At 32.2% G+C, this 26,342-nt stretch carries 31 protein-coding genes; 30 read left to right on the forward strand and 1 reads right to left on the reverse strand.

Annotated elements, in window-relative coordinates; genetic code table 11:
- The first annotated feature begins 2 nt into the window (after positions 1-2).
- From P3U32_RS00735 to P3U32_RS00830, 20 genes are all read left to right on the forward strand, one after another.
- The gene (locus P3U32_RS00735; protein WP_323703689.1) at positions 3-272 is read left to right on the forward strand and encodes a TIGR04197 family type VII secretion effector; all 270 of its coding nucleotides are present in this window, start codon (positions 3-5) and stop codon (positions 270-272) included.
- A gap of 13 nt (positions 273-285) precedes the next feature.
- Positions 286-681, forward strand: coding sequence for a YwqH-like family protein (locus tag P3U32_RS00740; RefSeq protein ID WP_323703690.1), 396 nt, complete (start codon positions 286-288; stop codon positions 679-681).
- Positions 682-700: 19 nt separating this feature from the next.
- On the forward strand, positions 701-2,389 hold the full coding sequence (locus P3U32_RS00745) for a T7SS effector LXG polymorphic toxin (RefSeq protein ID WP_323703691.1): 1,689 nt from the start codon (positions 701-703) through the stop codon (positions 2,387-2,389).
- Positions 2,390-2,398: 9 nt separating this feature from the next.
- On the forward strand, positions 2,399-3,061 hold the full coding sequence (locus tag P3U32_RS00750) for a DUF5079 family protein (RefSeq protein ID WP_323703692.1): 663 nt from the start codon (positions 2,399-2,401) through the stop codon (positions 3,059-3,061).
- On the forward strand, positions 3,061-3,516 hold the full coding sequence (locus tag P3U32_RS00755) for a DUF5085 family protein (RefSeq protein ID WP_323703693.1): 456 nt from the start codon (positions 3,061-3,063) through the stop codon (positions 3,514-3,516). The genes P3U32_RS00750 and P3U32_RS00755 overlap by 1 nt, the downstream gene beginning before the upstream one ends.
- A complete protein-coding gene (locus tag P3U32_RS00760; protein ID WP_323703694.1) occupies positions 3,509-3,967 on the forward strand; it encodes a DUF5085 family protein in 459 nt (152 codons plus the stop codon). Before P3U32_RS00755 ends, P3U32_RS00760 begins: the two co-directional genes overlap by 8 nt.
- Before the next feature lie 41 nt (positions 3,968-4,008).
- Positions 4,009-4,479, forward strand: a complete 471-nt coding sequence (locus P3U32_RS00765; protein WP_323703695.1) for a DUF5083 family protein — start codon at positions 4,009-4,011, stop codon at positions 4,477-4,479.
- Between the two features lie 30 nt (positions 4,480-4,509).
- Positions 4,510-5,202 carry a DUF5079 family protein gene (locus tag P3U32_RS00770; RefSeq protein ID WP_323703696.1) on the forward strand — a complete coding sequence of 231 codons (693 nt, stop codon included), beginning with the start codon at positions 4,510-4,512 and terminating at the stop codon, positions 5,200-5,202.
- A 2-nt stretch (positions 5,203-5,204) separates the two neighbouring features.
- On the forward strand, positions 5,205-5,819 hold the full coding sequence (locus P3U32_RS00775; protein WP_323703697.1) for a DUF5080 family protein: 615 nt from the start codon (positions 5,205-5,207) through the stop codon (positions 5,817-5,819).
- Between the two features lie 75 nt (positions 5,820-5,894).
- Positions 5,895-6,368: a DUF5083 family protein gene (locus P3U32_RS00780; protein WP_323703698.1), complete on the forward strand. Its 474-nt coding sequence runs from the start codon at positions 5,895-5,897 to the stop codon at positions 6,366-6,368.
- A 63-nt stretch (positions 6,369-6,431) separates the two neighbouring features.
- On the forward strand, positions 6,432-7,112 hold the full coding sequence (locus tag P3U32_RS00785) for a DUF5079 family protein (RefSeq protein ID WP_323703699.1): 681 nt from the start codon (positions 6,432-6,434) through the stop codon (positions 7,110-7,112).
- A gap of 26 nt (positions 7,113-7,138) precedes the next feature.
- Positions 7,139-7,759 carry a DUF5080 family protein gene (locus P3U32_RS00790; RefSeq protein WP_323703700.1) on the forward strand — a complete coding sequence of 207 codons (621 nt, stop codon included), beginning with the start codon at positions 7,139-7,141 and terminating at the stop codon, positions 7,757-7,759.
- 54 nt (positions 7,760-7,813) lie between these two features.
- On the forward strand, positions 7,814-8,290 hold the full coding sequence (locus P3U32_RS00795; protein ID WP_323703701.1) for a DUF5083 family protein: 477 nt from the start codon (positions 7,814-7,816) through the stop codon (positions 8,288-8,290).
- Between the two features lie 27 nt (positions 8,291-8,317).
- Complete coding sequence (locus tag P3U32_RS00800; protein ID WP_323703702.1) at positions 8,318-9,004, forward strand: DUF5079 family protein; 687 nt, start codon at positions 8,318-8,320, stop codon at positions 9,002-9,004.
- Positions 9,001-9,363, forward strand: coding sequence for a cystatin-like fold lipoprotein (locus P3U32_RS00805; protein WP_323703703.1), 363 nt, complete (start codon positions 9,001-9,003; stop codon positions 9,361-9,363). The genes P3U32_RS00800 and P3U32_RS00805 overlap by 4 nt, the downstream gene beginning before the upstream one ends.
- A gap of 18 nt (positions 9,364-9,381) precedes the next feature.
- Positions 9,382-9,795, forward strand: a complete 414-nt coding sequence (locus P3U32_RS00810) for a DUF4064 domain-containing protein (protein WP_323703704.1) — start codon at positions 9,382-9,384, stop codon at positions 9,793-9,795.
- The gene (locus P3U32_RS00815; RefSeq protein ID WP_323703705.1) at positions 9,785-10,177 is read left to right on the forward strand and encodes a DUF5084 family protein; all 393 of its coding nucleotides are present in this window, start codon (positions 9,785-9,787) and stop codon (positions 10,175-10,177) included. Before P3U32_RS00810 ends, P3U32_RS00815 begins: the two co-directional genes overlap by 11 nt.
- 45 nt (positions 10,178-10,222) lie before the next feature.
- Positions 10,223-10,906, forward strand: a complete 684-nt coding sequence (locus P3U32_RS00820; RefSeq protein ID WP_323703706.1) for a DUF5079 family protein — start codon at positions 10,223-10,225, stop codon at positions 10,904-10,906.
- A gap of 133 nt (positions 10,907-11,039) precedes the next feature.
- The gene (locus P3U32_RS00825; RefSeq protein WP_323703707.1) at positions 11,040-11,627 is read left to right on the forward strand and encodes a DUF5080 family protein; all 588 of its coding nucleotides are present in this window, start codon (positions 11,040-11,042) and stop codon (positions 11,625-11,627) included.
- A gap of 129 nt (positions 11,628-11,756) precedes the next feature.
- Positions 11,757-12,137 carry a YybH family protein gene (locus P3U32_RS00830; RefSeq protein ID WP_323703708.1) on the forward strand — a complete coding sequence of 127 codons (381 nt, stop codon included), beginning with the start codon at positions 11,757-11,759 and terminating at the stop codon, positions 12,135-12,137.
- 123 nt (positions 12,138-12,260) lie between these two features.
- On the opposite strand, the gene P3U32_RS00835 is transcribed toward P3U32_RS00830, so the two are convergent.
- A complete protein-coding gene (locus P3U32_RS00835; protein ID WP_323703709.1) occupies positions 12,261-13,124 on the reverse strand; it encodes a LysR family transcriptional regulator in 864 nt (287 codons plus the stop codon).
- Between the two features lie 143 nt (positions 13,125-13,267).
- Between P3U32_RS00835 and P3U32_RS00840 the strand changes: the two genes are divergently transcribed.
- The 10 genes from P3U32_RS00840 to P3U32_RS00885 all read left to right on the forward strand — a co-directional run bounded on the left by P3U32_RS00840 (position 13,268) and on the right by P3U32_RS00885 (position 26,264).
- The gene (locus P3U32_RS00840) at positions 13,268-14,431 is read left to right on the forward strand and encodes a PrpF domain-containing protein (RefSeq protein WP_323703710.1); all 1,164 of its coding nucleotides are present in this window, start codon (positions 13,268-13,270) and stop codon (positions 14,429-14,431) included.
- A complete protein-coding gene (locus tag P3U32_RS00845; RefSeq protein WP_323703711.1) occupies positions 14,428-15,435 on the forward strand; it encodes a Bug family tripartite tricarboxylate transporter substrate binding protein in 1,008 nt (335 codons plus the stop codon). The genes P3U32_RS00840 and P3U32_RS00845 overlap by 4 nt, the downstream gene beginning before the upstream one ends.
- A 19-nt stretch (positions 15,436-15,454) precedes the next feature.
- Positions 15,455-15,949 carry a tripartite tricarboxylate transporter TctB family protein gene (locus P3U32_RS00850; RefSeq protein WP_323703712.1) on the forward strand — a complete coding sequence of 165 codons (495 nt, stop codon included), beginning with the start codon at positions 15,455-15,457 and terminating at the stop codon, positions 15,947-15,949.
- Positions 15,950-15,965: 16 nt separating this feature from the next.
- Positions 15,966-17,450 (forward strand): tripartite tricarboxylate transporter permease, encoded by a 1,485-nt coding sequence (locus P3U32_RS00855; RefSeq protein ID WP_323703713.1) that lies wholly within the window; start codon positions 15,966-15,968, stop codon positions 17,448-17,450.
- Between the two features lie 228 nt (positions 17,451-17,678).
- Positions 17,679-18,185, forward strand: coding sequence for a DUF805 domain-containing protein (locus P3U32_RS00860; protein WP_323703714.1), 507 nt, complete (start codon positions 17,679-17,681; stop codon positions 18,183-18,185).
- 27 nt (positions 18,186-18,212) lie between these two features.
- On the forward strand, positions 18,213-18,785 hold the full coding sequence (locus P3U32_RS00865) for a dihydrofolate reductase family protein (RefSeq protein ID WP_323703715.1): 573 nt from the start codon (positions 18,213-18,215) through the stop codon (positions 18,783-18,785).
- Positions 18,786-19,218: 433 nt separating this feature from the next.
- Entirely contained in the window at positions 19,219-20,286 is a 1,068-nt protein-coding gene (locus tag P3U32_RS00870; RefSeq protein WP_323703716.1) for an acyltransferase family protein, read from the forward strand.
- Between the two features lie 12 nt (positions 20,287-20,298).
- Complete coding sequence (locus P3U32_RS00875) at positions 20,299-22,170, forward strand: glycosyltransferase family 2 protein (protein ID WP_323703717.1); 1,872 nt, start codon at positions 20,299-20,301, stop codon at positions 22,168-22,170.
- A 958-nt stretch (positions 22,171-23,128) separates the two neighbouring features.
- A complete protein-coding gene (locus P3U32_RS00880) occupies positions 23,129-24,433 on the forward strand; it encodes an LLM class flavin-dependent oxidoreductase (RefSeq protein ID WP_323703718.1) in 1,305 nt (434 codons plus the stop codon).
- Between the two features lie 34 nt (positions 24,434-24,467).
- Complete coding sequence (locus P3U32_RS00885) at positions 24,468-26,264, forward strand: solute:sodium symporter family transporter (RefSeq protein ID WP_323703719.1); 1,797 nt, start codon at positions 24,468-24,470, stop codon at positions 26,262-26,264.
- The last annotated feature ends 78 nt before the right edge of the window (positions 26,265-26,342 follow it).

Genomic DNA, 26,342 nt, shown 5'->3' on the forward strand with positions numbered 1-26,342 from the left:
ATATGATTAAATTAAATGAATCAGCTGTTTCGGAAGATATTAGCAGTATACGAAGTAATAGTCATGGTTTAATGTCCAAAAGTAGTGATGTAAATCTTTCTAAAACAAATTTAATTACATTTAAAGAATATGTTGAAATGTATGAGAATTATAATGCGGCAATATCAAACTATGAAAAAATTGTTAGTCAAGACGTGTCAGCCATGCAAACGACTGTTGATGAAATTGTAAGGAATGATCAAGACATAGCAACTCAAATGAAATGTTATTAAGGAGGAGGTATAGTTGAGTAAAAAAGCAGAAATTAGAAGACAGATATCGAATAAAGAATTCCAAAAATCTGGGAAAAATATAGAATTAAATGGATTAAAGGAAGATTTAAGAAGACTAAAAGAAGCATTAACGGATGTTGAAGCAGCACGAGAAGATTTCACCTCGGCACAATCAAAATATAATAGCACAAAGATAACAGAATCAGATTGGAAAGGTGAAACCAGAAGCAAAAGCGACAATCATAAAGAAGAGATGGATTCAGATTTGAAGACAGTAGATAGAGATTTTGAAGATGCAGTAAGTAGTTTAGAAGACGACATAGCAAAGAAAGAACAAGAAATCTCAGGTGTCGAAGGTGAAATTAGTACCTTAGCAAGTGAAATCAGTACATTAAGAGCGAAATTATAAAATAGAAAGGAGTGATTTCATGGGTTTAAAAGTAGACATGTCAGAAGTTCATAGTTTAAAAGAAGCTATAAATTCTGATTTAAACACAACTGATTCAAAAGTAAGTACGTTAAGTAGTAGCATGTCGAAACTCATTGGTGCAGATGGATTTGAAGGTGAAGCGGCATCAAGTATAAAAAACTATACCAATACATTTCACATTAAAACAATTTCAAAAATAAAAACGATTAATGAACAGTTTAAGAAAGATATTGAAAAATCTATCGAGAAGTTCGAAAGTGAAGTTGATAATAGTAAGTCTGCAATTCTAGTAGGTAGTCAAATTAAAGAATACAAAAAGAATATAGACGATGCGCTACTAGATGTTAATAAAGCTGTACATAAAGCAGGTGTCGCTATATCCTCTGTTTCAGACTTAACGACCGCTCAGAAAATAGATTCGGCTAATTTATCGGCTAAAATGGCAACATTTAATCAACATATTGATAAAACTTTAGAAAAGTTAAATGACTTCGATTCAATAAACTCAATAGATGGAGATAGAACGGATAACTTGATAACTGAGTTAAAAGGGCTAAATTCGTACGTTAAAAATTTACCTTCCAATAGGGCAATAATCAGTTCAACCAGTTCAAAAATTAACGATGCCAAAGCTCGACATAAAACAAGTGAAGAGATAATAAGATGGCAGAAATATATGGAAGATACGAGTGACTATATTTACAGTGTTCCGAACATAAGTGAGAGTACATATGAAACAATGAAAAAAGCTGGTCAAGAATATTATGTATTAAAAGCCGTGGGAGACGGTAGTGCAGTTAGAGGATATAAGAAAATAAAAAATACAAAAGATGTAAATAAGTTGATTAATAATTTAGATCGTAAACGTTTAGTACAAGTAACAACTGTAATGAATACTAATAGAAGTAATATAAAATTTAAAAATGTATTTAAAAATGCTAATGAATTTGTTAAAAATAATCCATTCAAAGATAAAAATTTAGTGAATTGGATGTCAAAAGTACAAGGATATGATAATGAAAGTTCAAAATTGTTAAAACAAACTCTAAAAGATAAAAATTTAATGAGTGATTATGGTAAACCTACTAAATATTTTGATGTTAATGAAATGAAGAAAGCAGCGTTAACAGAATTTAAAAATACTTTTGTCAGTCAAGATTTTCGAGAAACTTTCTTTAAAAAAGATAATCTGAAATCAAAAAGTGCAATTGAAAAAAATATAAAAAAATATTGGAATGAAGATATTTTAGGAAAATTAAAAGGAGGTTTTAAAGAATTTAAAAACAGTAATATTTTAGGGAAAATAGGGAAGTTAGCAAAGTTAGGAGGAAAAGCCTTGAAACCATTGGCAGTCATAGCGGCACTAACTGACAATTTAAATGAAAAGTCGAAACAAAAGCAGTTAGTAGGAATGGGTGTTGATTTTGCAGCAATAGGAGGTAGTGCAGTAGCTGGAGCGGCTGTGGGTTCTGCCATACCAGGAGTAGGAACTGTAATAGGTGGATTAATTGGAGCGGGTTCAGCAATGGTTATGGGTATGGCGCTAGATATAAAATTACCAGGTTCTAATAAATCTGTCACAGGTTTAGCCAAAGACGGTATTAATAAAGGAATTGATAAAATAAAAAATAAGGGGCCGAAAATTTGGGGTGGAGTTACTTCGAATTTTAAAAAGGCATTTTCATAAGGAGAAAACATGAATAAAGAAGACGTATTAAAAAAATTAAAACTATCATATCTCGCACCATTTGCAATTATTGTGAATATATTTGTTGCAATATTTCTCATAGTTCCATATTTTACGATTTCTAATAAACAATCCATACCGATGTATTTAAAATTATTTTTGATATTTTGGTGTGTATGTTCAATCTTATCTATTATTCAAGAACGTAGAAGTAATAAAGTAACTGATTCAATAATAATGGCTCGCATATACTTAATTATCAACATATTAGGTGCTTACATTTTACCATTAGCATTTGGCACAATTTATGTATTTGCTGCTGAATTGTTTGCTTATAAAGTTTTTGATAAATGGTTGGAATTGTTGTTGTACATAGTGGTTTCATGGCTTGGTATGCATATATTTTTGAAAAGTGAGTTTAAGATTGGGAAATTACTTAATAATGTAATATTTAGAATTATTGGTGTGGTGTTAATCATTGGATCATTTGTTTATATTATACGATTAGGTTTTGCAGTTCCTGAATATGATGCTGAATCTAAAAGATTTATATTGTTTAGCATCGTGCCATTAATAGTTGCACATTCATATATAGTAAGAGCGTATTTCAATTACGGACTATATTTAGAGTATTTGAAAGATGATTCTGAGCAAGAGGAAGTGGCTAAATAATGGAATTAGGTATGTTAGTGATGCCTTTTTGTGCAAAAATCACATTTGAAATTGATAAAGATGATGATTGGCTAGAGGGTTTAGATACGGTAAATGAGTTCTTTATGGATAAAGATATTTATCCAACTGGACCTATTATATTCCAAAGAGAATCCATAGGTATAGGTGAATTTGAGTATACTGCCTATATCGCCTTAAATAATGAATTGCATGATATTCCGGAATTGAATATAGAGTACATTGATATGTTAGAAGTTGGTCCAACATTATCTGAAAAATGTTTTGAAGAAGAAGAATTTGAACAAGTATACAAGCAAATTGAAGTAGCAGCCCATGAAAATGGAATAGCAATTGTGGACAAACCTTATTATCATGTTATGGTCGATTATTTTGGTGGAACTGCTTTTGAAATATACGCTCAATTAGAACTTAATGAGGATGATTCACATGAATAAACATAATTATTCTTCAATTATGATGAAACATGTTGCTTATAAAACCTATTTTGATGTCACTACTGAAGATTATGAACGTATCTTTAAAGATTTCATATCATTATGTGAAAGAAAATCTGTCATTCCTACAGGACCTATAACTTTTGCTGTGACTCAAGTGGATTTGGAAAGAAAAATGAATGTAGAAATATTTAGGCAAGTAAATGAATCATTTTCTGCAGATGATGATTTAAGTTATAGAACATACTTTTGTTTAAATATGATGCTTCATGGCAGAATTACATCTAATAACTTTATTGAGGATGAAACTGCATTATTAGAAGAAATGAATCAGTTTGCTGTTGAAAATAAATTAACATTTGTTTCACCTTACTATCATACTTTTAGAACAAATATAAGTGGTGAACAAGGATGGATTGATGTAAAAGCAAAAGTTTATGAAAATGAATAAAGAATATTCATATCGATAGACAAGATTGGATGTGAATAAAAATGTCTGAGATTAAAAAGATTAATAAACGATTATTAGCTTTTGAAATATTACCATTTATTGCTTTTGCAATTGGGCTCCCAACACCATTAATTGTATCAATGATTAAAATCAATACTATTACTGGAAAAGAAATAGATCTGCTTACAAATATTTCATTAATTACGTTTATATCACTTTATGCCATCACAATTATTATTGAAATAATTACGTATTTCAAATTCACTAGAAAATTAAATTGTGACAAATCGGATGTTGAGTTGAGCAAGCGAATTAAGGCAACAAAAGTATTATCAATTCTATACATGATACCTTTATTATATTTTGTAGCATTTTATTTTAGATTGTTACATGTTAGATCATTTAGAGAGAATAAACACTCTGGTCAGCCAGCATATCATTTCTGGGAGTTTTTTATTAAAGAGAATCGTAAACCACTGGAATTGAAAGATTTCTTTAAAGTGAACAGATAATTTAGAACGTTGTTTTAAGGAGAAATTAAAATGAACATGAGTGGAAGTATTAACGAAGTCGTTGGTAGATTTAGAAAACCTTTAACACAAATAATGAGTATAGTAACAATATTTATTTTATTACTTAGTACGCTTACCGTTCAAACTGGAGTGGGATATAAATATGTTCCAAATTATTTGAGAATTATCACATTAATAGAAATTATAGTGGTTCTTATAAGTTTTATACAATGTTTCAGGTTTGTATCATTTGATGAGAATTTTCAAATCAATAAGGTGTTGTTAAAAAGATATGTAAAGGGGTTAACGATTTTAAATGTAATTGGGACATTGACCCCGGTGTATGCTTTAACTAATTTATTTTACATCAATGCTGTGCAACATTTTGTTGATTTATATTTTTATTGGCTAGTAGGCATGATATCAATGACTATTAGTTTTCTATTATTTATTGTAGGTGTAGCATTTATGTATCATAGTTTTCCTAAAATTGATAAGTATATGAGTGGGAAAACGAAATCATTTATAGGATTAGGTATTACTTTTACATCTTTTTTAATATATATAGAAAAGGTCATAGAATATATTTTAGTTCCTAATGTTGGAGATAATAAATTTATAATTTTAGGATCAGGATTACTATTTATAATGGTTCAAGTTATTGTCTACGAATGGATTAAAAACTATTCTACGTTCAAAATTTTAATATTGAAGGAAGATTAAAAATGGAATATTTTTTATTAGTTATTTTATGTGCACTTTATTACATCGTTTATATCACATCAGTTATGTATTCAGAAGGATATAGAGTAATGCCACTTATCATCTATATAGGTGTATTTGTCTTATATGCGATTTCATTTATTTTTATTACTCCGGAGTATGAAAGTAGAGGGAATTACATATGTTTTCTATGCCTAGGTGTCATCGTTTATTCATGGATGTCGATTAGTGGTTTTTGGACAAAACCTTTAGAGCTTAAAGTTAAACAACTTACTAAATCAACGAAAGAAGTAATTCTTAACAAAGATTATGAAAAGGTTGAAAGTCTGGCTATAAGTATTGTTATTTCAAGATTAAAAGGAAAAATATCGCTTATAATCACAGTGATCTTAACGATAACAGCTGGTTTTACAATTACGGAACAATTACAAGATGAATTTGTTGATGGTGTAGTATTGGGTGCCTTTTTATTTTTCTTTGTGTTTTTAGCATATTTAATAATAGATATTGTTCTATGGATTAAACGTAAACGATTTGCATTTATATCTATACGACCTCTATTTGCGAATATTTGGTTAATTATATTTGCGATTGCGATTAGTATTAAAGACTTTTAGATTATATTTGAATGCAATCAAATCATATTGAACACATTGTTATAGTATCCAGAAAAAGCTAAGGGTGAATTGAAAGTGGAAGATATTAAGAAAATAAATAAACGATTGTTGGCTTTTGAAATGTTACCTTTTATAGTTTTTGTAATAGTACTTGTGTCTCCGTTAGTTGTCTCAATGATTACAATCAATTCACCAACGAGTGGTAAGGAAATAAATATGATTGCTAAAAATTCATTTATTACGCTTATAGCAATCTATGCTATCACAATCATTATTGAAATAATTACGTATTTCAAATTCACTAGAAAATTAAATTGTGACAAATCAGATGTTGAATTGAGTAATCGGATAAAGGCAACAAAAGTATTATCAATTCTATACATGATACCTCTATTATATTTTTTAGCATTTTATTTTAGATTGTTACATGTTAGATCGTTTAGAGAGAATAAACATTCAGGTCAGCCAGCATATCATTTCTGGGAGTTCTTTATTAAAGAGAATCGTAAACCGCTGGAATTAAAACATTTTTATAAACCGAATAGGTAATTTAACAGTAATTATAATGAACTATTCAGACTTCAATATTCTAATGTCTAAGGAGTGGATAAGATGAATATAAATGAAAGTATTGATGAATTAAGAAAATCTGGCATACAAATATTGAATCTAATAACTTTATTTACAATACTTTTTAGTTGTTTAGTATTTTTTAACGGATTGGAATATAAGTACTTTCCAAACTATTTGAAAGTAATAACGATAATAGAATTAATTATTGTATTTATGAATCTATTACAATTTATAAGATTTATATCATTTGATGAACAGTTTCAAATAAATAAAGTTCTATTGAAAAGGTATGCGAAGTTTTTAACTTTTAATAATATTTTAGGATCATACAATTTTGTATTTGTTTTTAGTAATGTATTTTATTTTTTAGCAGCACAGCATTATGTAGATTTATATAAATATTGGTTATTAGATTTTGTAAGTTTAATCATAAGTTTCTCATTGTTTACGATAGGAATGATTTTTATGTTTGTTCATTTTTCCTTTTTGGAAAAGATTATTAAACCTAAAGTGCAAACATTACTAGGATTAATATTTATGTTCTTAGCACAAGGTATTTATGTTATGAAAATCATTGAATATATATATGTTCCTAATATCGCAGATTCTAAATTTATAGTTTTAGGAACAACATTTTTAGTAATGATTGCTTTTTCTATAAGTGTAAAATGTATTTTAATGTATACAAAATTCAAATATTCGATGTTAGAAAAAGGTTAGAAATTCGAATAATAAAAGGAGATATTATGGCTATTTTATCACTGTTCATATTAGTAGGATTTTATTATGTAGTGTATTTGACTTCTGTGTTATACGTGGAAGGAAATAAAAAATTACCAATGTATCTATACCTAATATCTTTCGTACTTTATTTAATTCCCTTTATATTCATTGGTGCTGATTATGATGCTCGAAGTAGTTATTATACAGTCTTAAGCTTGGCGTTAATTGCATATGCGTGGATGACGATAAGTGGATTTTGGACGAAGCCGTTAAGAGTAAAGGCAGAACAATTAGCACAAAATCCGACAAAAAATATATTGAATGACGAAAACAATAATATAGAAAATTTGATTGTTAAAATCACCATAGCAAAGTATAAAGCGAGAATTTCATTGATGGTTACGATTATCATTACGATAACAATGGCACTTAAAGCCACACCTCAATTACGTTCAGAAATGATAGATATGATTATGGTGATGGCACTCGCATTATTTGCTGTATTTATAGGTTATTTAGTAGCTGATCTTATCTTATGGAAGAAACGTAAACAATTTGCGTTTATAGCCATTAAACCATTATTTGTATTTGGCTGGTTAGTCCTATTAGAAATAGTTATGGCAATCAGTGGAGAGATATTTTAATAACTATTGAAAACTTTGTTATAGTTTCCAGAAAAAATTAAGGGTGAATTGAAAGTGGAAGATATTAAGAAAATAAATAAACGATTATTAGCTTTTGAAATACTACCATGTATTGTTTTGTTTACAGGTTTTTTTCTCACTTTTACTGTAGGGATGATTTCTACTGTAAATTATGGTATTGGTGATAAAGAACTAGATCTAATAGCTATAACTGTATTAATTACATTTATAACACTTTATGTTGTTACTATAATCACAGAAATAATTATATATTTCAAATTCACTAGAAAATTAAGTTGTGACAAATCAAAAGTTGAATTGAGTAACAGAATAAAGGTTACGAAAGTATTATCAATTCTGTATATGATACCGTTATTATATTTTGTGGCATTTTATTTTAGATTGTTACATGTTAGATCATTTAGAGAGAATAAACATTCTGGTCAGCCAGCTTATCATTTCTGGGAGTTTTTTATTAAAGAGAATCGTAAACCACTGGAATTGAAAGATTTTTATAAACCGAATAGGTAATTTAGGTGTAACAAAGAGGATATAAAAATGTTTAATAATAAAAATATTGATGAATTAAGAAAACCAGTATCTCAAGTGTTAAGTTTATTTGCTCTATTTATGATATTTTATTCAAGTATTACTTTAATGAGTGGATTAAAATATGATGATTTACCGTTACATTTGAAATTAACCACATTTATAGAATTGTTAATTATTGTACTATGTTTATTACAATTCATTAGATTCATAAATTTTGATAAAGATAAAAATCAAAATAATAAAATCTATAGAAGGTATTCAAAGTTTTTATTGATAGTGAATATTTTGGCTACATGGAATACAATATTTGCTTTTAATAACTTATTTTATTTCATAGCAGCTAAACATAACGCTAATGTGTATGATTATTGGTTATTTGGATTTATGTCAATGCTTATATGTTTCATTTTAGGGACAGTTGGTGCAGTTTTAATGACTCAAAGATTTAATAAAATTGAGAAATTAATTGGAGTAAAGGTTAAGACATTTATAGGGATACTATTAATTTTCTTATCTCAGTTTATTTATATAGGAAAAATAATTGAATATAATTTGGTGCCTGAGGTAGCTGATTCAAAATACTTAATTTTAGGATCAATTGCACTTATTTTTGCTGCTAAGTTTATTAATTTCACATGGGTTTTAAAATATTCAAGATTAAATATTCCAAATTTGAAAGAGGAGAGCAAATGAAAAAATTAGGAGCGCTATTAATTTTGCTGACTTTTATTTCAGCAGCATGTGGTAATAATGACAACAAGTATCAAGAAAAAATTGAAAAAGTACAAGAAATACAAGCTGAGACACACAAGGTAATGAAAAAGAAAGAAGATAGTCTTGTGGATGAATTTGATAAACGAAAAGCAAATTATTATGTATTTAAAGATGGAAAAATAGTTGTAGTAGGTTATAAATTATTTAAAGAAAGTGATCAACTATTTTTAGCTGCATATGAATTTGAAGACGGCAAAGTTTATTATAAACGAGATATTAATCCACAAAAATACATAAAAGAACATAAGGCTAATTATAAGGAAGAAAATATAAAATAAAAAAAGAGAGTGAAAAAAATGACTAAACTTATTAAAGTAACATCGTTAATTGGAATATTAGTACAAAGCTTTTTTTCATTAATGTGGTTGATTTACTTAATTTTAACTATCACTGGAACAGTAAGTCCGGATTTAACGACAACAGTAAATGGAGAAGTAACAGTACAAGATGAAGGTACAACTAAAACAGTATTTAGTATGATATTCGGTGGATTATTAGTATTCTACCTTATCTCACTGTTACTTGGCGTAATTGGTTTGAAAAAAATGAAAAACCAACCTAAAAAGAGCGGTACTTTTTATATTATAGGAGCAATTGTTAGTTTAAATATGATTACATTTATTGCATGGTTAATTTGTGGTATTAGTTTAAAAAAAGAAAGCAATAATCAAAACACAAATACAAATCAGGTGAATTCAAATGAAGCATAGCTGGTGGATTATATTAGTTATAGGTGGCGTAATGAGTTTATTAACGATTAAAGGACTCGTTCTAGGTGTCGGTTGTTTCGGAATGATTGCTTTAAATGCTATGTGGCTGATTGTTTATACACCGAAGCGCAACAGTCAAGCATTAGAAAGTATTTCAAAACCTACAGTTTATCTATCGATTCTCGGCGTTTACGTAGTTATGTTATTCATGACGTTCATGATTATATTGACGATGAATGATAGTTTGCATCAAAAAGGGATACATTTATATGGCAACGCATATAATACATTGAACATCGTTGGATTAGTGATAGGAGCAGTGTGTTTCACGATTGGTACTTATTTCGTTTATAAAATACAAAATCGTAGGTTGAATGCTTAATTAGATTCTTTTCAACGTGACTTTAAAGTGTAAGGAGTATTAAACATGAGTATAAATGAGAGTATTGATGAACTTAGAAAACCAGGTGTACAAGTGGTTAGTTTTTTCAATTTAGGATTTATTTTATATAGCTTTTTAGTATTTTTTAATGGATTAGATTATAAATATCTTCCAAATTATTTAAAAATAGTAACAATTATTGAATTGCTTATAGTAGTTATTGGATTGCTACAATATTTTAGATTTATATCTTTTGATGAAAATTTTCAAGTAAACAAAGTTTTGTTGAAAAGATATGCCAAATTTTTAACTATTGTAAATTTTTTAGGTATATTTAATGCTGTTTTTGTAATAAATAATTTGTTTTATTTTATAGCAATACAAAACCATGTTGATCTTTTTCCAAATTGGTTAATGAGTATGTTAGTAATGCTTATATGTTTTATATTATGGAGTACTGGTTTAGTACTAATGTGGAATAGCTTTCCTAAATTAGAGAAATATATAAGTGGTAAGAGAAGAACTTTTATAGGAATTGGATTAGCACTTACGTCATGTTTAGTAATAATATTTAAAATTGTTGAATATATAATACTTCCAAATGCAGGGGATTCAAAATTTATTGTTCCTGGTTCTATTTTAGTGATATTAGGTTGTCAGTTAGCAACAGCTGAATTGATAAAGAGATATGCTTCGTTCAAAATTTTAGTGTTGGATAAAGAATATTGAACACATTTTTATAGTGTGCAGAAAAAACTAAGGGTGAATAGAAAGTGGTAGATCATATTTAAATTTATCATTATATTTAAATCCTGAAGATAACAATGAAAATGAATAAAACAATTAAGTTAGGAGAAATAGCATGGTTTATGTCGTTTTAATAGTTCTATTCGTATTATATTATCTAGCTACTTTAGAAGGTTTGTTGAAATCTGAAGGTCTATCATTATTTGGATTATTGATAGATGTCATTACTTTAGGTATTTTAATCGGAATCTACTTCCTTGGTGATATAATGCGTGGAAATGATTTGAGTATTTTCTTAATGTTTACACATATTGGCTCATATGTATTTATGTATTTTGCTATCAAGTCATTCTGGGTAAGACCGAAGTTATTAGTGTATGCAGTCCAAAGAGAACAAAATGTAAAAAAAGAGGACCTAGGAACAGAACGTTTAGAGTTGCAAATTGCTCGATATAAAGGCGTTTATCTTTTTGGTATCTCGGTTGTACTACTGATTATTGCTAAGTTGAGAATGATAGAACCTTTAATAGCAGATCAATTAGACATGAATCCAATTTTTATCCTTGTCGGACTAATCATTATCATTATTTGGCTCATATTAGATATTTATAGAAAGATAAAGTACGGTATATTTTTATTTAAATCTATCGTACCAATCGTTGTTACAGCTTGGATTATTTTCGGAACGATTATTTTACAGTAGGAATATGGATGATGAATAGCAACAATCACGTTTAGTTAAGTGATTCGTTGCTATTTTTTATTAAACTACATATAATTAGTGTAATTTGACACTCGTTTTATAATCGTACTTTTAAAGGATGGGATGTGTATGGAGGAAATTTATCATGTGATTGATACGTATAAAACAGCTGCAAAGACGAAAGATATTGATCTGATGTTATCGATTTATACGGATGATATTTTTATTTATGATGCATGGGAAAAGTGGTCAGAATCAGGGTTAGATGCGATGAAACAATTAGTTACAGAATGGTTTGCGAGTTTAGGTGAAGAGTCGCTAGATTTAGAAATATCCAATATCAAAGTTGAGAGTGATACACGTGTTGGATTCGCATCATATGATGTTAAATTCATTCGACTAGATACAAACGGACAACCATATAAAAGCATCACAAACAGATTTACAGTAGGTTTAGTTAAAGACAATCAATGGAAAATCAAACATCAACATAGCAGTATTCCTAGTTAATGATAGGAAAAAAGTAGCCTAGTGCTACTTTTTTTATTTCCTTGGAAATGATTGGGGTGCTGTAACGCCCAATTCCAACGAAAAGTGTCCCTTACAACAACTATCGCTTCTCACCTTCAACACTCAATCAAAATTCCTTTCTTTCATAAAGTTATAAAATGCTTTGACGACGTTGTTGTTTAAGTATTGTTTTTTCAAAATTAAATCTGTATAACGTACGAGGTAATTGTCATTTCGGTCTAGGCAAGGTATTTTAAACAATTGGTCGTGATCGTTTAAGAGTATGCCTGGTAGGATAGAGAATCCGAGTCCGTTTTTAACGAATTCTTTACTTGTTTCCATGTTGTCTACATTGATTGTAACTAAGGATGGTTTAATAAAGTTTCCTATCCACCAGTCGTCGATTAATTTATTAAGTGATGTATCGGTATTGTAATAGATTCTTGGCAAGTGTGGTAAATCGTCCAATGAGATTGGCGTCTTAGATACGACATAAATCTTTTCTTCCATGAGTCTTATTTTCTCTGATGAAAAGCTATAATCTCCTCTCAATATGCCTAATTGTGAGTAATCGTTATGTACGGATTTGAAGACTTCTTCACTCCACCCTGTATTCACATCAAATTCTACTAACGGATATTTCTTGCTGAATTCTGCTAAAATTTTAGGTAGGCGATATCTTGAAAATATACTCGATGCGCTCAGTCTTAATATGCCTTTAACGTCATCATCTTGATTGATGAGTTCTTCTTTTAACGCTTGATCTTGCTTAAGCATTGAAATGGCATAGTCTACAAGCAATTCTCCAGATGAAGTAAAGATCACACCTTTTTTATTTCTGTGGATGATTTTCACGTCAAATTCTCGTTCTAATTTATTAATTCTATACGTCACTGCAGGTTGTGATGTTCTCAAAACGTGACTTGTTTTAGTAATATTTTTATATTTAAATAACGCTCTTAAAATTTCCCAATCCATACTGTCCATAAGCTTCGCCCCTAATATGTATTTTAATTATAAAAATCTTTTATGATTGTGCATAAAAAAGTAATATTTTATTTATCATGATGACACTTATATACTATAAACAAGTTAACTGAATATTTCAACAAATGGCAGGAGGACGTTATATGAGTATCAATCATACAAAGATACCGTGTGTTTTGATGAGAGGGGGCACGAGCAGGGGTTTAATTTTTAAAGATACAGATTTGCCTCTGAATTTTGAAAGTAGAGAGCAATTAATTTTAAAGATTTACGGCAGTTCTCCAAGTGGCCAAATTGATGGCATTGGTGGCGGAACGTCAGTAACAAGTAAAGTCGCTGTCGTTGGTATAACGGATCAACAAGATTGCGATATCTATTATGACTTTGGTCAAGTTGGCATTAAGGATAGAACGATAGACCGAAATGTGACATGTGGCAACATGGCATCCGCTGTCGGACTATATGCTGTTGAAGAAGGCCTCGTGGAAAAGCAAGAAGGAGAAACTAAAGTAAGAATACTTAATACGAATACAGATAAAGTGATGGAAGTATCTATTCCAGTTAAACAAGGAGAAATAGAGAATACTGGAGACTTCGCAATTTCAGGTGTGGATGGTACAGGTGCTAAAATTAATGTAAGCTTTATGGATGCATCCGGTGCATTTACAGGAAAGCTATTCCCAACTGGAAATTTGGTAGACGAAATTATCGTCGATCAAAAAACTTATGAAGTGAGTATATTGGACACTGGCAATATTGTAGCCTTCGTTAAAGCATATGATTTCGGATTGAATGGACATGCTTTATCTGGTGAAATTAATTTACCACATCAATTAGATGCGATTGAACAGTTACGCGTCCAAGTGGGTATCAAGTTAGGTATCTTTAAAGAAAATCAAACAGTGAACCCAGCATCCGATGCTTTACCGAAGATTACATTAGTAAATGAACCGGTGGATTATATTACAGAAATAGGAACCTTGAATAATGCTGAAGATATAGATATTATTGGGAGGTATATATCTATGGGTAAACTTCATCCGTCCTTTGCGGTAAGTGGCGCAATTTGTCTAGCAACAGCATGCCAAATACCTGGAACGGTACCTTATACACTATGTAAAAATCATACAGACCATACAATTAATATTGGACATCCAAATGGCAGCATTGAGGCTGATATTTTTTTACAACATAATGAAAGCGGTTACTATTTGGAAGAAGGAAGTATTGGACGAACAGCAAGAAGAATTATGGAAGGTCATGCAGTTGTACCAAACACATTAACTTGGGAAGGCGTGAAACTATGAAGAAAAATAAACTGTTGTCCGTATTATTATTAGCGATATTGATAACTGGTTGCAGTGCACAGGCAGATACAGATGAGGACAAAGCAAAGGAAAAGCAAGCCATCAAAAACTTCCCAAATAAAACAATCGAAGTCGTTATTCCATTTGGTGAAGGTAGTGCGAGTGATACCTTTGTAAGACAGTATTCTAAAATATTATCCGAACATTCTAATGCGAACTTTCAACCAGTGAATAAAGATGGAAGCGGCGGGTTGTTGGGGATGTTGTATTCCTATCAACAAAATAATGATGGCTATAATATTTTAGAAGTCACACCATCTCAAGTGATATCCGATACTTTAGATAAAAGTGAAGACATTAAATTATTAGATGAATTTGAACCACTTGCGCAAATACAAAATGATATTTATGTAATATCCGTTGCACAAGACAGCCCGATTAAGAGCTATGAAGACTTAGTTGAGAAATCTAAGAAAGGTAAAGTGACTGTTGGTGGAGTGAGTTCAACAGGGTTGGACGACTTTGCGACAAGTCAATTTAGTAACGAAGCTAAGATCAATACTGAATTTATACCTTATTCATCAGGATCAGAAGTGAAAGCAGCAGCGTTAGGCGGAGAGGTCGACGTATATTTAGATAAAGTCGTCAACGTTGTCGATTACGCACAGTCTAAGAAAGTGAGACCAATCATAGTATTCAACGATAAGCGTATTGATAAGATTAAAGCATTTGAAAATGTACCATCTACTAAGGAAAAAGGGCTCGATGTGGATATTGGTTCATGGAGAGGTTTTGTAGTGAAGAAAGGAACACCAAAAGCGGTAAAAGATAAATTAGCAAAACAATTAAAAGACGCATATGAGACAGACGAATATAAGAAATATGAAGCAATGAATCTCGTAGATTCAGAATCGAGCTATCTTGATGCAGACGAATTCGACAAGAAAATGAAATCAGAATATAAAAAGTTCAATCAAATAGCGAAAGAATTAGAAATTAAATAGAAACAAGGGGGTACCTTTTATGGGTGGTATTATATTTAGTTTTATATTATTTGCGATAAGTTCATATTTCTTTGTTCAGTCAGTGACAATGGAAGATTTAAGAGACGTCGATCCGATTGGGGCATCTGGTATACCAAATATTGTGCTGTTCTGCCTAGTCGTTTTGACACTATATACGTTAGTCAGTGAAATCATTAAATACAAAAAAGTAAAACGTCCTGAACAAAACGACGTACAGAAAAAAACGTTGAGTAAACCGTTTATTATCAATTTGAGTATTGTCGTTTCGATTGGCGTATTTATTTTATTGTTAAATAAGACAGGTTTCTTTATAGGATGTTTAGTGCTAACACCGATATTACTGATTTGTTTAGGTGCTAAAAATAAAATTCAAATTGTCCTCGTTTCAGTTGGGGTGCCAATATTCTTCTCATTCTTATTCGGAAATATATTGAGTATTCCTATACCTAAAGGGGTAGGTATCTTCTCTGAAATTAGCAGCATTCTATATTAAGAAGGGGGATGGGCATATGGATATCAATTTATTGAAAGATTCATTTTTAGCAGTACTTGAACCAATGAATTTAATGCTTATTATAATAGGACTTGTAATCGGTATTTTTCTTGGGGCATTACCAGGTATAGGATCGTCTATGGCGATAGTATTAGCATTACCGTTTACGTATTTTTTAGATGTGTTACCAGCAATTGCGTTATTAGCTACGATTTATGTTGGGTCGTCTTACGGAGGGTCTATTACAGCCATATTATTTAATACACCCGGAACACCAGAAGCGGTCGCGACTACGTTTGATGGTTATCCAATGGCGCAAGACGGAAAAGCAAAGAAAGCATTAGGGTTAGCCATAAGTAGTTCAGCATTTGGTGGCGTGTTCGCAGTTATTCTGATGTTCTTCTTATCTTCTGCACTTTCCGAAGTCGCATTTAAGATACACTCGTCGGAGTATTTTGCATTAGCGATATTGGGCATGACCGTCATATCATCATTAGGTAACAATAACATGGTTAAAGCGATTATCTCAGGATTGATCGGTATCTTCATATCTACAATAGGGATTGATCCATTAACATCAACGGATAGATTTACTTTTAACACAATAGAGTTGATGAACGGTGTCAATTATATACCAATTATGATTGGGGCATTTGCGTTAGGGGAAGTCTTCTCTCAAATCACGAATAAAGATTCGAACAATTTAAATATGACTTCAGATGTATCAAAAGGTCTATTCAAATTTAAAGACTTCTTTGTCTATAAATGGGTCGCAATCAAATCAGCAGTTATTGGTAGTTTGCTTGGTATATTACCAGGAACAGGTGGATCGGTCGCAGCGTTTGTCAGTTATGGCGTCGCGATGAAAACAGATAAGAACCCTGAAGAATTTGGTAAAGGTAAGGCTGCAGGCGTTGTTGCACCAGAGACAGCGAATAATGCTGCGGCAGGTGTTTCCATGATTCCAACAATGATTCTTGGGATACCAGGAAGTCCAACAACTGCAGTTATTCTAGCAGCATTAGTATTACAAGGTGTACAACCAGGACCACAATTGATAGCAGATCAACCGATCTTATTGTATTCTATTTTCCTTGCAATGTTATTTGCGAGTGTGATGACATTAGTAGCTGGTAGAGCAGGCGTTCAAGTATTTACATATTTACTTAAAGCGCCGTATGCAATCATCGCAAGTTTAATTATTATTCTTTCACTATTAGGTGCATATGCGACAAACAATGATTTATTGAATGTTTGGATTATGTTGTTGTTCGGTGTCGTTGGATATTTAATGAAAATATATAACTATTCTATCCCTTCATTAATATTAGGGATTGTATTAGGACCATTGATGGAGAAATCATTAAGAAGACATTTATTAATTAATGATGGAAGCTATTTATCATTATTCCAATCACCGGTAACAGTCATCTTATTGGCAATTAGCGTTGCAATCGTAGTACTACCAATGATTACGAGCAAGAAGAAATTAGCCAAATAATTGAATGATAGAAACGAAGCGTGAGCTGGGACAACATGTCTCAGCTTTTTTTATGGGATGAGTTTATTAGTAGAGATTGAGAATGTAAGTAGCAAAAGTATGGAGAAAACATCAGCAAAAACGTCCAACACTTCCCCCGTTACCATATATCTGAAATTTCAGATCCGTGTTTGTTTTGGAAGTTTAACTAAAGTATAATTATATTTAAAATAGACTAGGGGGATACATATGGAAAGTCAATCGAATCAAGTATTACAATGCTACAAGAATTTTTGGACGCGTTATATAGATATTAATGGTAGGTCTACGCGTGCTGAATACTGGCATCCGTTATGGATAAATATGATTATTACTGCATTGCTGGGTACTTTTTCAGCGGGAATATTGAGTAGTTTATTTGGAATTGTTATATTCATTCCGGCTTTCACTGTGATGGTAAGACGTTTGCATGACACAAGTCGCACGATGTTACTGGCTGTTATTGCTGAATTTAGTGCTATAATTACTAGTATAGTAGCAGCAGTATTCATTTTTGCTGTATTAGCTATTGCGATCAGTACCGAAAGTGGAGGCTTTCTTGGATTCGGATTAGTTGCAGGTGTGATCGGTGCGGCTGTTGTAGGAATCATTTGGTTATATACATTATTTGTATTAGCATCCCCTGGTAAAAAAGGTCCAAATAGATACGGCTACGATGGCAGTTGTAATATTAAACCTGAAGTTGAAGTTCAATAATATTAAAACTCATTGAGGAGGATAGCTATGAGAAAACTCGTAGTGTTTTTGCATACATCATTAGATGGTTACGTTGAAGGTCCAAATGGTGCAATGGATATGGGATGGATTGCTTATGATAAAGATTTAGAAGGATTCGCAAATGAAGTGTTACGAACAGCAGATACCATTGTTTGGGGACGTCATACGTATGAAATGATGCACGAATATTGGCCGACAGTACCCTCTGATCCAAACGCAACGGAACATGAATTGAATCATGCGGAATGGATTGAAAATGTTGAAAAAGTAGTATTCTCCAAAACGATAGATCATGTAGAATGGAAAAATGCGACATTGGTAAATGATAATGTTGAAGCGGTCATTTCAGAATTGAAACAACGAGATGGTGGCGATATTGTCGTACTAGGTAGTCCTAGATTTGCCCATCATCTTATGTCGTTAAATTTAGTAGATACATTTAAAATGACAGTTTCACCAACTATCATTGGTGGTGGATTACCGTTATTTAAAAATATTAACGAACAATTAGACCTTAAGCTCACGAGTCATCAAGCATTTGATTCAGGTGCATTAGGTTTAGTATATGATAGAAAGTAATTAAATAAAGTGCCGGCAAAGTTACATACTTTGTCGGCATATTTTTATGTGCATGCGCTTGTTTCTAGCAATCACATAAATAACATTTTAACGAGAAAGTTTTGAGAAACAATCCCGTTAAAAAATCTAACGAGATAGTTATAGAAAACAATCTCGTTAGCACAACATTTTGCTAATAATGTAATGTCTCAGTCTCTTTTAGTATCTTGGCAGTAAATTTCTGTCCCGATCCCGTCGCTTTTTTAAACAACTTTCCTTCTTATCTCAACTTCTCTTTCAATTTGAACGCACAATTAAGTTGTGCGTCATCTTTATTTATACTAGTTTGTATAGAAATTTATCGTTATAATTATTTGTATAACAGTTACATTTGCGTTTTAATATGTAGAGTTATTAAATATTTTTCTGTAGTGAAATGAAAGAGGAGTAAATTATGAAAGTTTATACATCAGTCATATTTTGGATGAGAGCAATCGCGTGTTTGAGTATTGTTATGATTCACACAATTACGACGACATTTTATAAATTTGATATGCCGAACGAAGGGTACTTATTAAGAAGTGTTCAATTATTATTACTTTACGCGACACCGGTATTTGTATTTATCTCGGAATTCTTATTAGCGAAGCAATACAAGACGAAAGTTAAAGAAGGATTTATTAAACAAAAATTAATGATTTTAGGAATTCCTTATATCATTATTAATTTAGGATTAGCTTATGTGTATGGCTATCCAAAAAATATGAGCGACTATTTAGACAGTGTTTCATTTATGATGTTCCATGGTGGGACTTTAACATACTTTATTATTATTATTTTCCAATTTTACGCGTTACATATGTTGTTCGCGAAATATTTAGTGAAATTAAACCCAATCAAGATGATTGTCTATTCACTTATTATTACAACGTTATACTGGGCGATGCGTACATTTATAGATGCACCAGACGCTGAGTATTTAAACTGGATGTGGGATAGAGAAGGTTGGATGGTGTTCATCGGATGGCTCAGCTATTTCTTATTAGGGTTCTATATGGGGCTTTATTACGAAACATTAATGGCGAATATCAAGAGATATAGTCTGCACATTATTATAGGTACAATTGTGGTAACAGCGATTACACTTTATAACTATTTATCAGGATGGATTACGTTAGTTGATTCTAAACGTATCGACACACCGATCTTTGTGACGATGGTGATACTGATGTTCTTCTTAGTATCTGCATATACAAAATATGTGCCGAAGTTCTTTATAGTTATCAGTAATTATTCATTCTCTATTTATTTGATACATTATTTCATGATTCATAGATTAGGACAATTACATGATAATCCGATATTCAATATTATATTTACGTTTACTTTGACAATCACATTCTCAATTTGTATCGCTTATTTGTTAAATTTGTTTAAATTTGGTAAATTTATAGTTGGAGGTATTGGGAAAGTTAAATATGAATCATTTTACAACAGCTATAAAAATAACCAAGTAGATTAAGGGGAGAAACAGATGGATAAATTAGTCTCTATCATCATTTCTGTTTATAACAAGGAAGAATTTTTAAAGGAATGTATAGAATCATTAATTCATTTAAAAATAGACCATAAACAAATTGAAGCGATATTTGTAGATGATTGTTCAACAGACCGATCACTGGAAATTATCGAAAGTTACGCGAAGGATCATGATTTTATACAAATCATTTCACTACCGAGTAATACAGGTAGCCCATCTGAGCCGAGAAACGTTGGTATGAAACAAGCAACTGGGAAGTATATCACGTTACTCGATGCAGATGATTGGTTAGATACAGATGGATTCCCGAAATTCATACATAAAGTCAACGAAGATGATGCTGATTTCGGTTTAGGAAGAAGTTTTAAACATTCATCAAAAGGCGTAGCCCATCACGCGAGATTCACGACTTACAAAGATGCATCCCATGTAAAACCAGAAGAAATTATTAAAATCTTTAGAGCAGTTGGACCTCCGGGGAAAGTTTTTAAACGAGAACTTATAGAGAAACATCAAATTGCGTTTGAACATATGAAATTTGGTGAAGATAAATTATTCTTCACTGAATTAATCTCTAAAGTAGAAGACATTACAATGTCGACGACACCTGTATATCATGTTAATCGATTTGATGAAAATGAATCACTCGTTAAAGAAACTTCTGTGATAGATAAAGCATATTTAAATAAAGATATTCTTGAGCGCGTTTGTGAAATGGAACTACCTGAACAACTCAATAAACTAGCGCTTAACAGAATTATCGAATTGGATTTCTTTAGACGTTTTCTACATACAAAGACTTTTTTGAAATCAGAACATAAAGAAGCTTTTTATGAATTGATAGATGAAGTAGAAGCTATTCTAAAGAAACATCACTATGACATGAAAGATTTCTTAGATAATCCGATCTTTATCAATATGTATAATCTTTATCAATTGGAAGGGAAGGCAGACTTCCTGACGTATACGCGTGATGCTGTTCATGGTCGTTGGCATTTTTATATAGAAGATAATGTCGTATATAAAGTAACAGAACACAAAATTGAGGGTATCAAGCCTATATCAGAAGGTTGTTATCCTGTGTATGAAGGCACGCAAATGATTGATGGTTCACTTGTTGAAGTGATTAGAGTATTGAAACCTGAATCTGTTGAAATCAAACGCGTGAGTGCTGTAGCAATGAGAGATGTACAAGTAGCGAAAGATGTAGAGTTTGATTATCATGACGGTAGATTATACATTAAACAAGATCAATTTGCGAAAATGCCACATGCAGATGTTAACCTATGCGTTTATCACGATGATCTTGGGTTAACGCTTGTGCATGCATCATATCCAAGTAATAACGAAAGATATAAAATGAAACGCCAAAAGTTCAAGTTAGAGTTTGTAGATCGCATTAAAGAAAAGAAAGATGCGAAATATATTAATAAAATAACAGGTCCGATGATATTAACTAGGAAAGCTAATTTATATAAAGACGTTGGATTTGTAGAAGCACTGCAAAGTCTAGAACCAGGTACTAAGGTTAATCCAACATCCATCTCACATACATCAAAAGGCACACCACGACTTGTATTAGAAGACGGAAGTATCATGACAGCGAATAAAGACTTTGTGACGAAGATGAATACGACTAAACTAGATAAATATATCACAGACATACCAAAGCGTATAAAAGTGAAAAAGGCATGTAAATTATATGGAACAAGAGCATTTAACCAAACACCAGTAAAAGATTTAGCAGCAGGCGAACAACTGAATATAAGCAATATACTTTATACAGATAAATCAACACCAAGACTCGTAACAGAAGACGGAAACTTCTTAACAGCGAATAAAGATTATATCGAAGTGATAGAGTAGAAAAAGTAAAACAGTGTGCATTCATCAGCGAATGCACACTGTTTTTTTATGGAGAAAGCAATAGTTGTAAGGTAGTAACAATAAGATGTGAACGTAAGGAGCAAAAGTAGAGAGGAAAGCAAGTTAGACAGGTGTAACGAGCAAAAGTAGGGAGAAAACCCAATTAGAGAGCTGTAAGGAGTAAAACTCGAAAGATAACCCAGTTAGCGTATCATCCACACAGTTAAAACCCCGATTCCACCCACAAAATCCTAGCTTTTTTACACAGCCTTTCCTCTAAAATATAAGTATTATAAATACGGAGTGTTGACTTGCAACATTGAAGCCTCGAACATTGCAAGTGGAGGCTGACAAGCAACATTGAACGTCTGAACATTGCAAGTGGAGGTCGACATGCAACATTGAACGCTCGAACATTGCAAGTGGAGGTCGACATGCAACATTGAGCGCCTGAACATTGCAAGTGGAGGTCGACATGCAACATTGAGCGCCTGAACATTGCAAGTGGAGGCTGACAAGCAACATTGAACGTCTGAACATTGCAAGTGGAGGCTGACTTGCAACATTGAGCGTCTGAACATTGCAAGTGGAGGCTGACAAGCAACATTGAACGTCTGAACATTGCAAGTGGAGGTCGACAAGCAACATTGGAGCCTCGAACATTGCAAGTGGAGGCCGACAAGCAACATTGGAGCATTGAACATTGCAAGTGGAGGCTGACAAGCAACATTGAACGTCTGAACATTGCAAGTGGAGGCTGACAAGCAACATTGAAACCGCCGAAGCCACCAAAGCCACCGACACCAATCAACACTTGCTTACGTGATCTCCGCCAACGCCCTCTAAAATATAAACACTATAAATACAATTGTAATTTTAAATTGACTGAATAAAAATACAATGTTACTATAATCCTTATTAAATCTATCGGATTAATATACTTTTGGAGGGATTAACGTTGAAAAGAATGAAATTAGGATATTTTTTAACTGGATTTGGACATCATGTAGCAAGTTGTAGACATCCTGAAACACAGAAACAAGGTAGCATGGATTTAAATAACATTATTAAGCAAGCGAAGATAGCAGAACATGCGAAGTTTGATTTTCTATTTATGTCAGATACGTTATACCTGGATAAGAAAACGCACCCTGATGCTTTTACAAGTCCTGAACCTATTTCGTTTATGTCGATCATCGCAACACACACTAAGCATTTAGGTCTTGTTGTAACTGGTTCAACAACGTATTCTGAACCGTTCCACCTCGCTAGAGTATATGCGTCGTTAGATCATTATAGTAATGGTAGAGCTGGATGGAATATTGTAACTTCTGGTATCAGTGATACTGCTAAAAACTTTAACGGCCAAACGAATATTGATCATGATTTACGTTATGATCAAGCGGATGAATTTCTCGATGTTACTAAACAGTTGTGGGATTCTTGGCGCGATGTAAGTCCTGAAAAAATTCATGAAGCAGGTGGATTTTATAATGTTCGTGAACCGAAACCGATTCATTTTAAAGGTCAATTTTACAGTGTGCGCGGTCCTTTAAATATTGAAGAATCACCACAGCGTTATCCTTTACTTGTACAAGCTGGTTCTTCAAAAAAAGGTACAGAGTTTGCATCGAAACATGCTGAAGTTGTGTTTACGGCTCAGAACGATATTAATGATGCCATTCAATTTTCAAATCAGTTGAAAGCACAAACGAAAATACAACGCGGTGACGATCAAGATGTCGTTATCATGCCTGGAATATTCCCGGTTATTGGGTCCACTCGTGAAGAAGCTGAAGCGCGTTTTCAAGAATTACAAGATTTAATTGTTCCGGAGGTTGGATTAGATTTATTGTCTTCTTATTTAGGTGATGCAGATTTAACAGGGTATGCCTTAGATACACCATTTGACCAGATTGAAATTGATGGTGGAGATAATATACAAAGTCGTGTCGATCTGATTAAAGCTACGGCGAAGAAAAATCAATCTACTTTAGAAGATATTATGAAATTTGTAGCAGGTGCGAGAGGGCATCATATTATCATCGGTACTGCAGAAGATGTTGCTGACAGAATGGAAACATGGTTTACACAAGGTGCAGCAGATGGGTTTAATATTATGCCTCCGTTGAATCCAACTCAATTTGATTTGTTTGTCAATGAAGTGGTACCTATTCTACAAAAACGTGGACTCGTCCAAACTGAATATAACAAAGGGACGTTAAGGGAGAAATTAGGGCTGAAACAAGCGGTTCATATATAAAATATTCACAGCGACATTCAAAGGAGGTTGGCAAATGTATATTGCTTTTACACTATTATCATGTGCATTCTTTATCGTCATCGTCGCATGGTATTCATATCATAAAACGAAAAATACAGTAAGCAGTTCAGGTGGATTCTTTTTAGGGGGGCGAGGATTAACTGGTGGATTTATCGCCGGAGCATTGATTCTAACGAATTTATCAGCGGAACAATTGATTGGATTGAATGGTCAAGGTTACAAGAATAATTTATCAAGTATGGGCTGGGAAGTAACAGCAGGATTTTCAGTTATAATACTTGCGACGATATTATTACCTAAATATTTAGGTGGTGCATTTACAACCTTACCTGAATTTTTAAATACACGATTTGATCAGCAAACACGATTCTTAATTGTATTATTATTTATGGTTGGATATGGTTTCATAACGATACCTTCTGTATTATATTCAGGGTCATTAGCTGTGCTACAAATCTTTGATATCCCACATATGTTTGGGATTACATACCAACAATCGATATGGATTGTCGTTTGGATTATAGGTATCATCGGCATGTTATACGCGGTGTTAGGCGGATTAAAAGCAATAGCAATTTCTGATACTTTAAACGGAATTGGCCTATTAATCGTTGGTTTGCTTGTGCCTATATTAGGATTTATTACGTTAGGTCATGGCAGCATGCTTGAAGGTATGAAGACAATCGCGACTGAACATCCTGAAAAGCTCAATGCGATTGGATCAAATAAAGATGATGTGCCATTTGGATCAATATTTACAGGTATGATATTTGCGAACCTCTTCTATTGGGGAACAAATCAATATGTGATTCAACGGACACTCGGTGCGAAAAGTTTAGCCGAAGGACAAAAAGGGGCATTGTTTACAGGTTTTCTTAAAGTGCTTGTGCCATTTCTTATGATGGTTCCAGGTGTGATCGCATTCCATTTATATGGACCAGGATTGGAGAATATGGATTTAGCCTATCCAACATTAACAAAAGATGTCTTTCCAACTTATTTGAATGGATTTTTCTTAGCAGTATTATTAGGCGCAGTGTTCTCAAGTTTTAATGCTTTAATCAATAGTGCATCAACATTGTTTGTATATGATATTTATAAAGTGCTCATCAACAAAAATGCGACAGATAAACAAATGATTAGAGTGAGCCAATGGTTTGGTGTGATTCTAGCATTGATTACATTCTTTATATCACCAATGTTAATGAATGCACCACAAGGGTTATGGACAATCATTAGACAATTTACAGGATTCTTCAATATACCAATTATCGCAATTGTATTAGTAGGCATCTTCTCAAAACGCGTACCTGCAATTGGACCAAAGATTGTTATTATCTCTCATGTCATCGTATACTATTTATTGATTTGGGGATTACCGATGTTCTTTAACTATCAAATGAGTGTAAACTTTATTTATATTCAAGGGTTGATGTTTGTTGTAGAAGTGTTAGTTATGTTAGTAATTGGATTCGTAAAACCATTGAACGAACCATTTATATTCAAACCAAATCCGAAAGTAGACATGACACCATGGAAGTATGCGATCCCTGTAACAGTATTGTTAATAGGAACAATGATATTTACATTTATATTATTCTCCCCAATCGGATTAGCATCACAAAAAGGCATCGTCTCACCATGGTTCTGGCCAGCTGTAAGTGTATTAGCCATTACTGTTGTGACATGCTATTACATTGGACTGAAACAATGGAGTGTGAAGTATGAAGCGGTATTAAAAGGTCAATATCACGCTAAGTTAAAAGAAACGCATGAAATACAAGAACAAACGACAAAACAATTCGTATAAAGATAAACATATGATTTTAAAATATGGTTGTCTGAAAACGTTAAAATAGATGAATTAGAGTAAATGGCAGAAATCTCA

Source organism: Mammaliicoccus sp. Dog046, from assembly GCF_034039665.1.
GTDB lineage: Bacteria > Bacillota > Bacilli > Staphylococcales > Staphylococcaceae > Mammaliicoccus.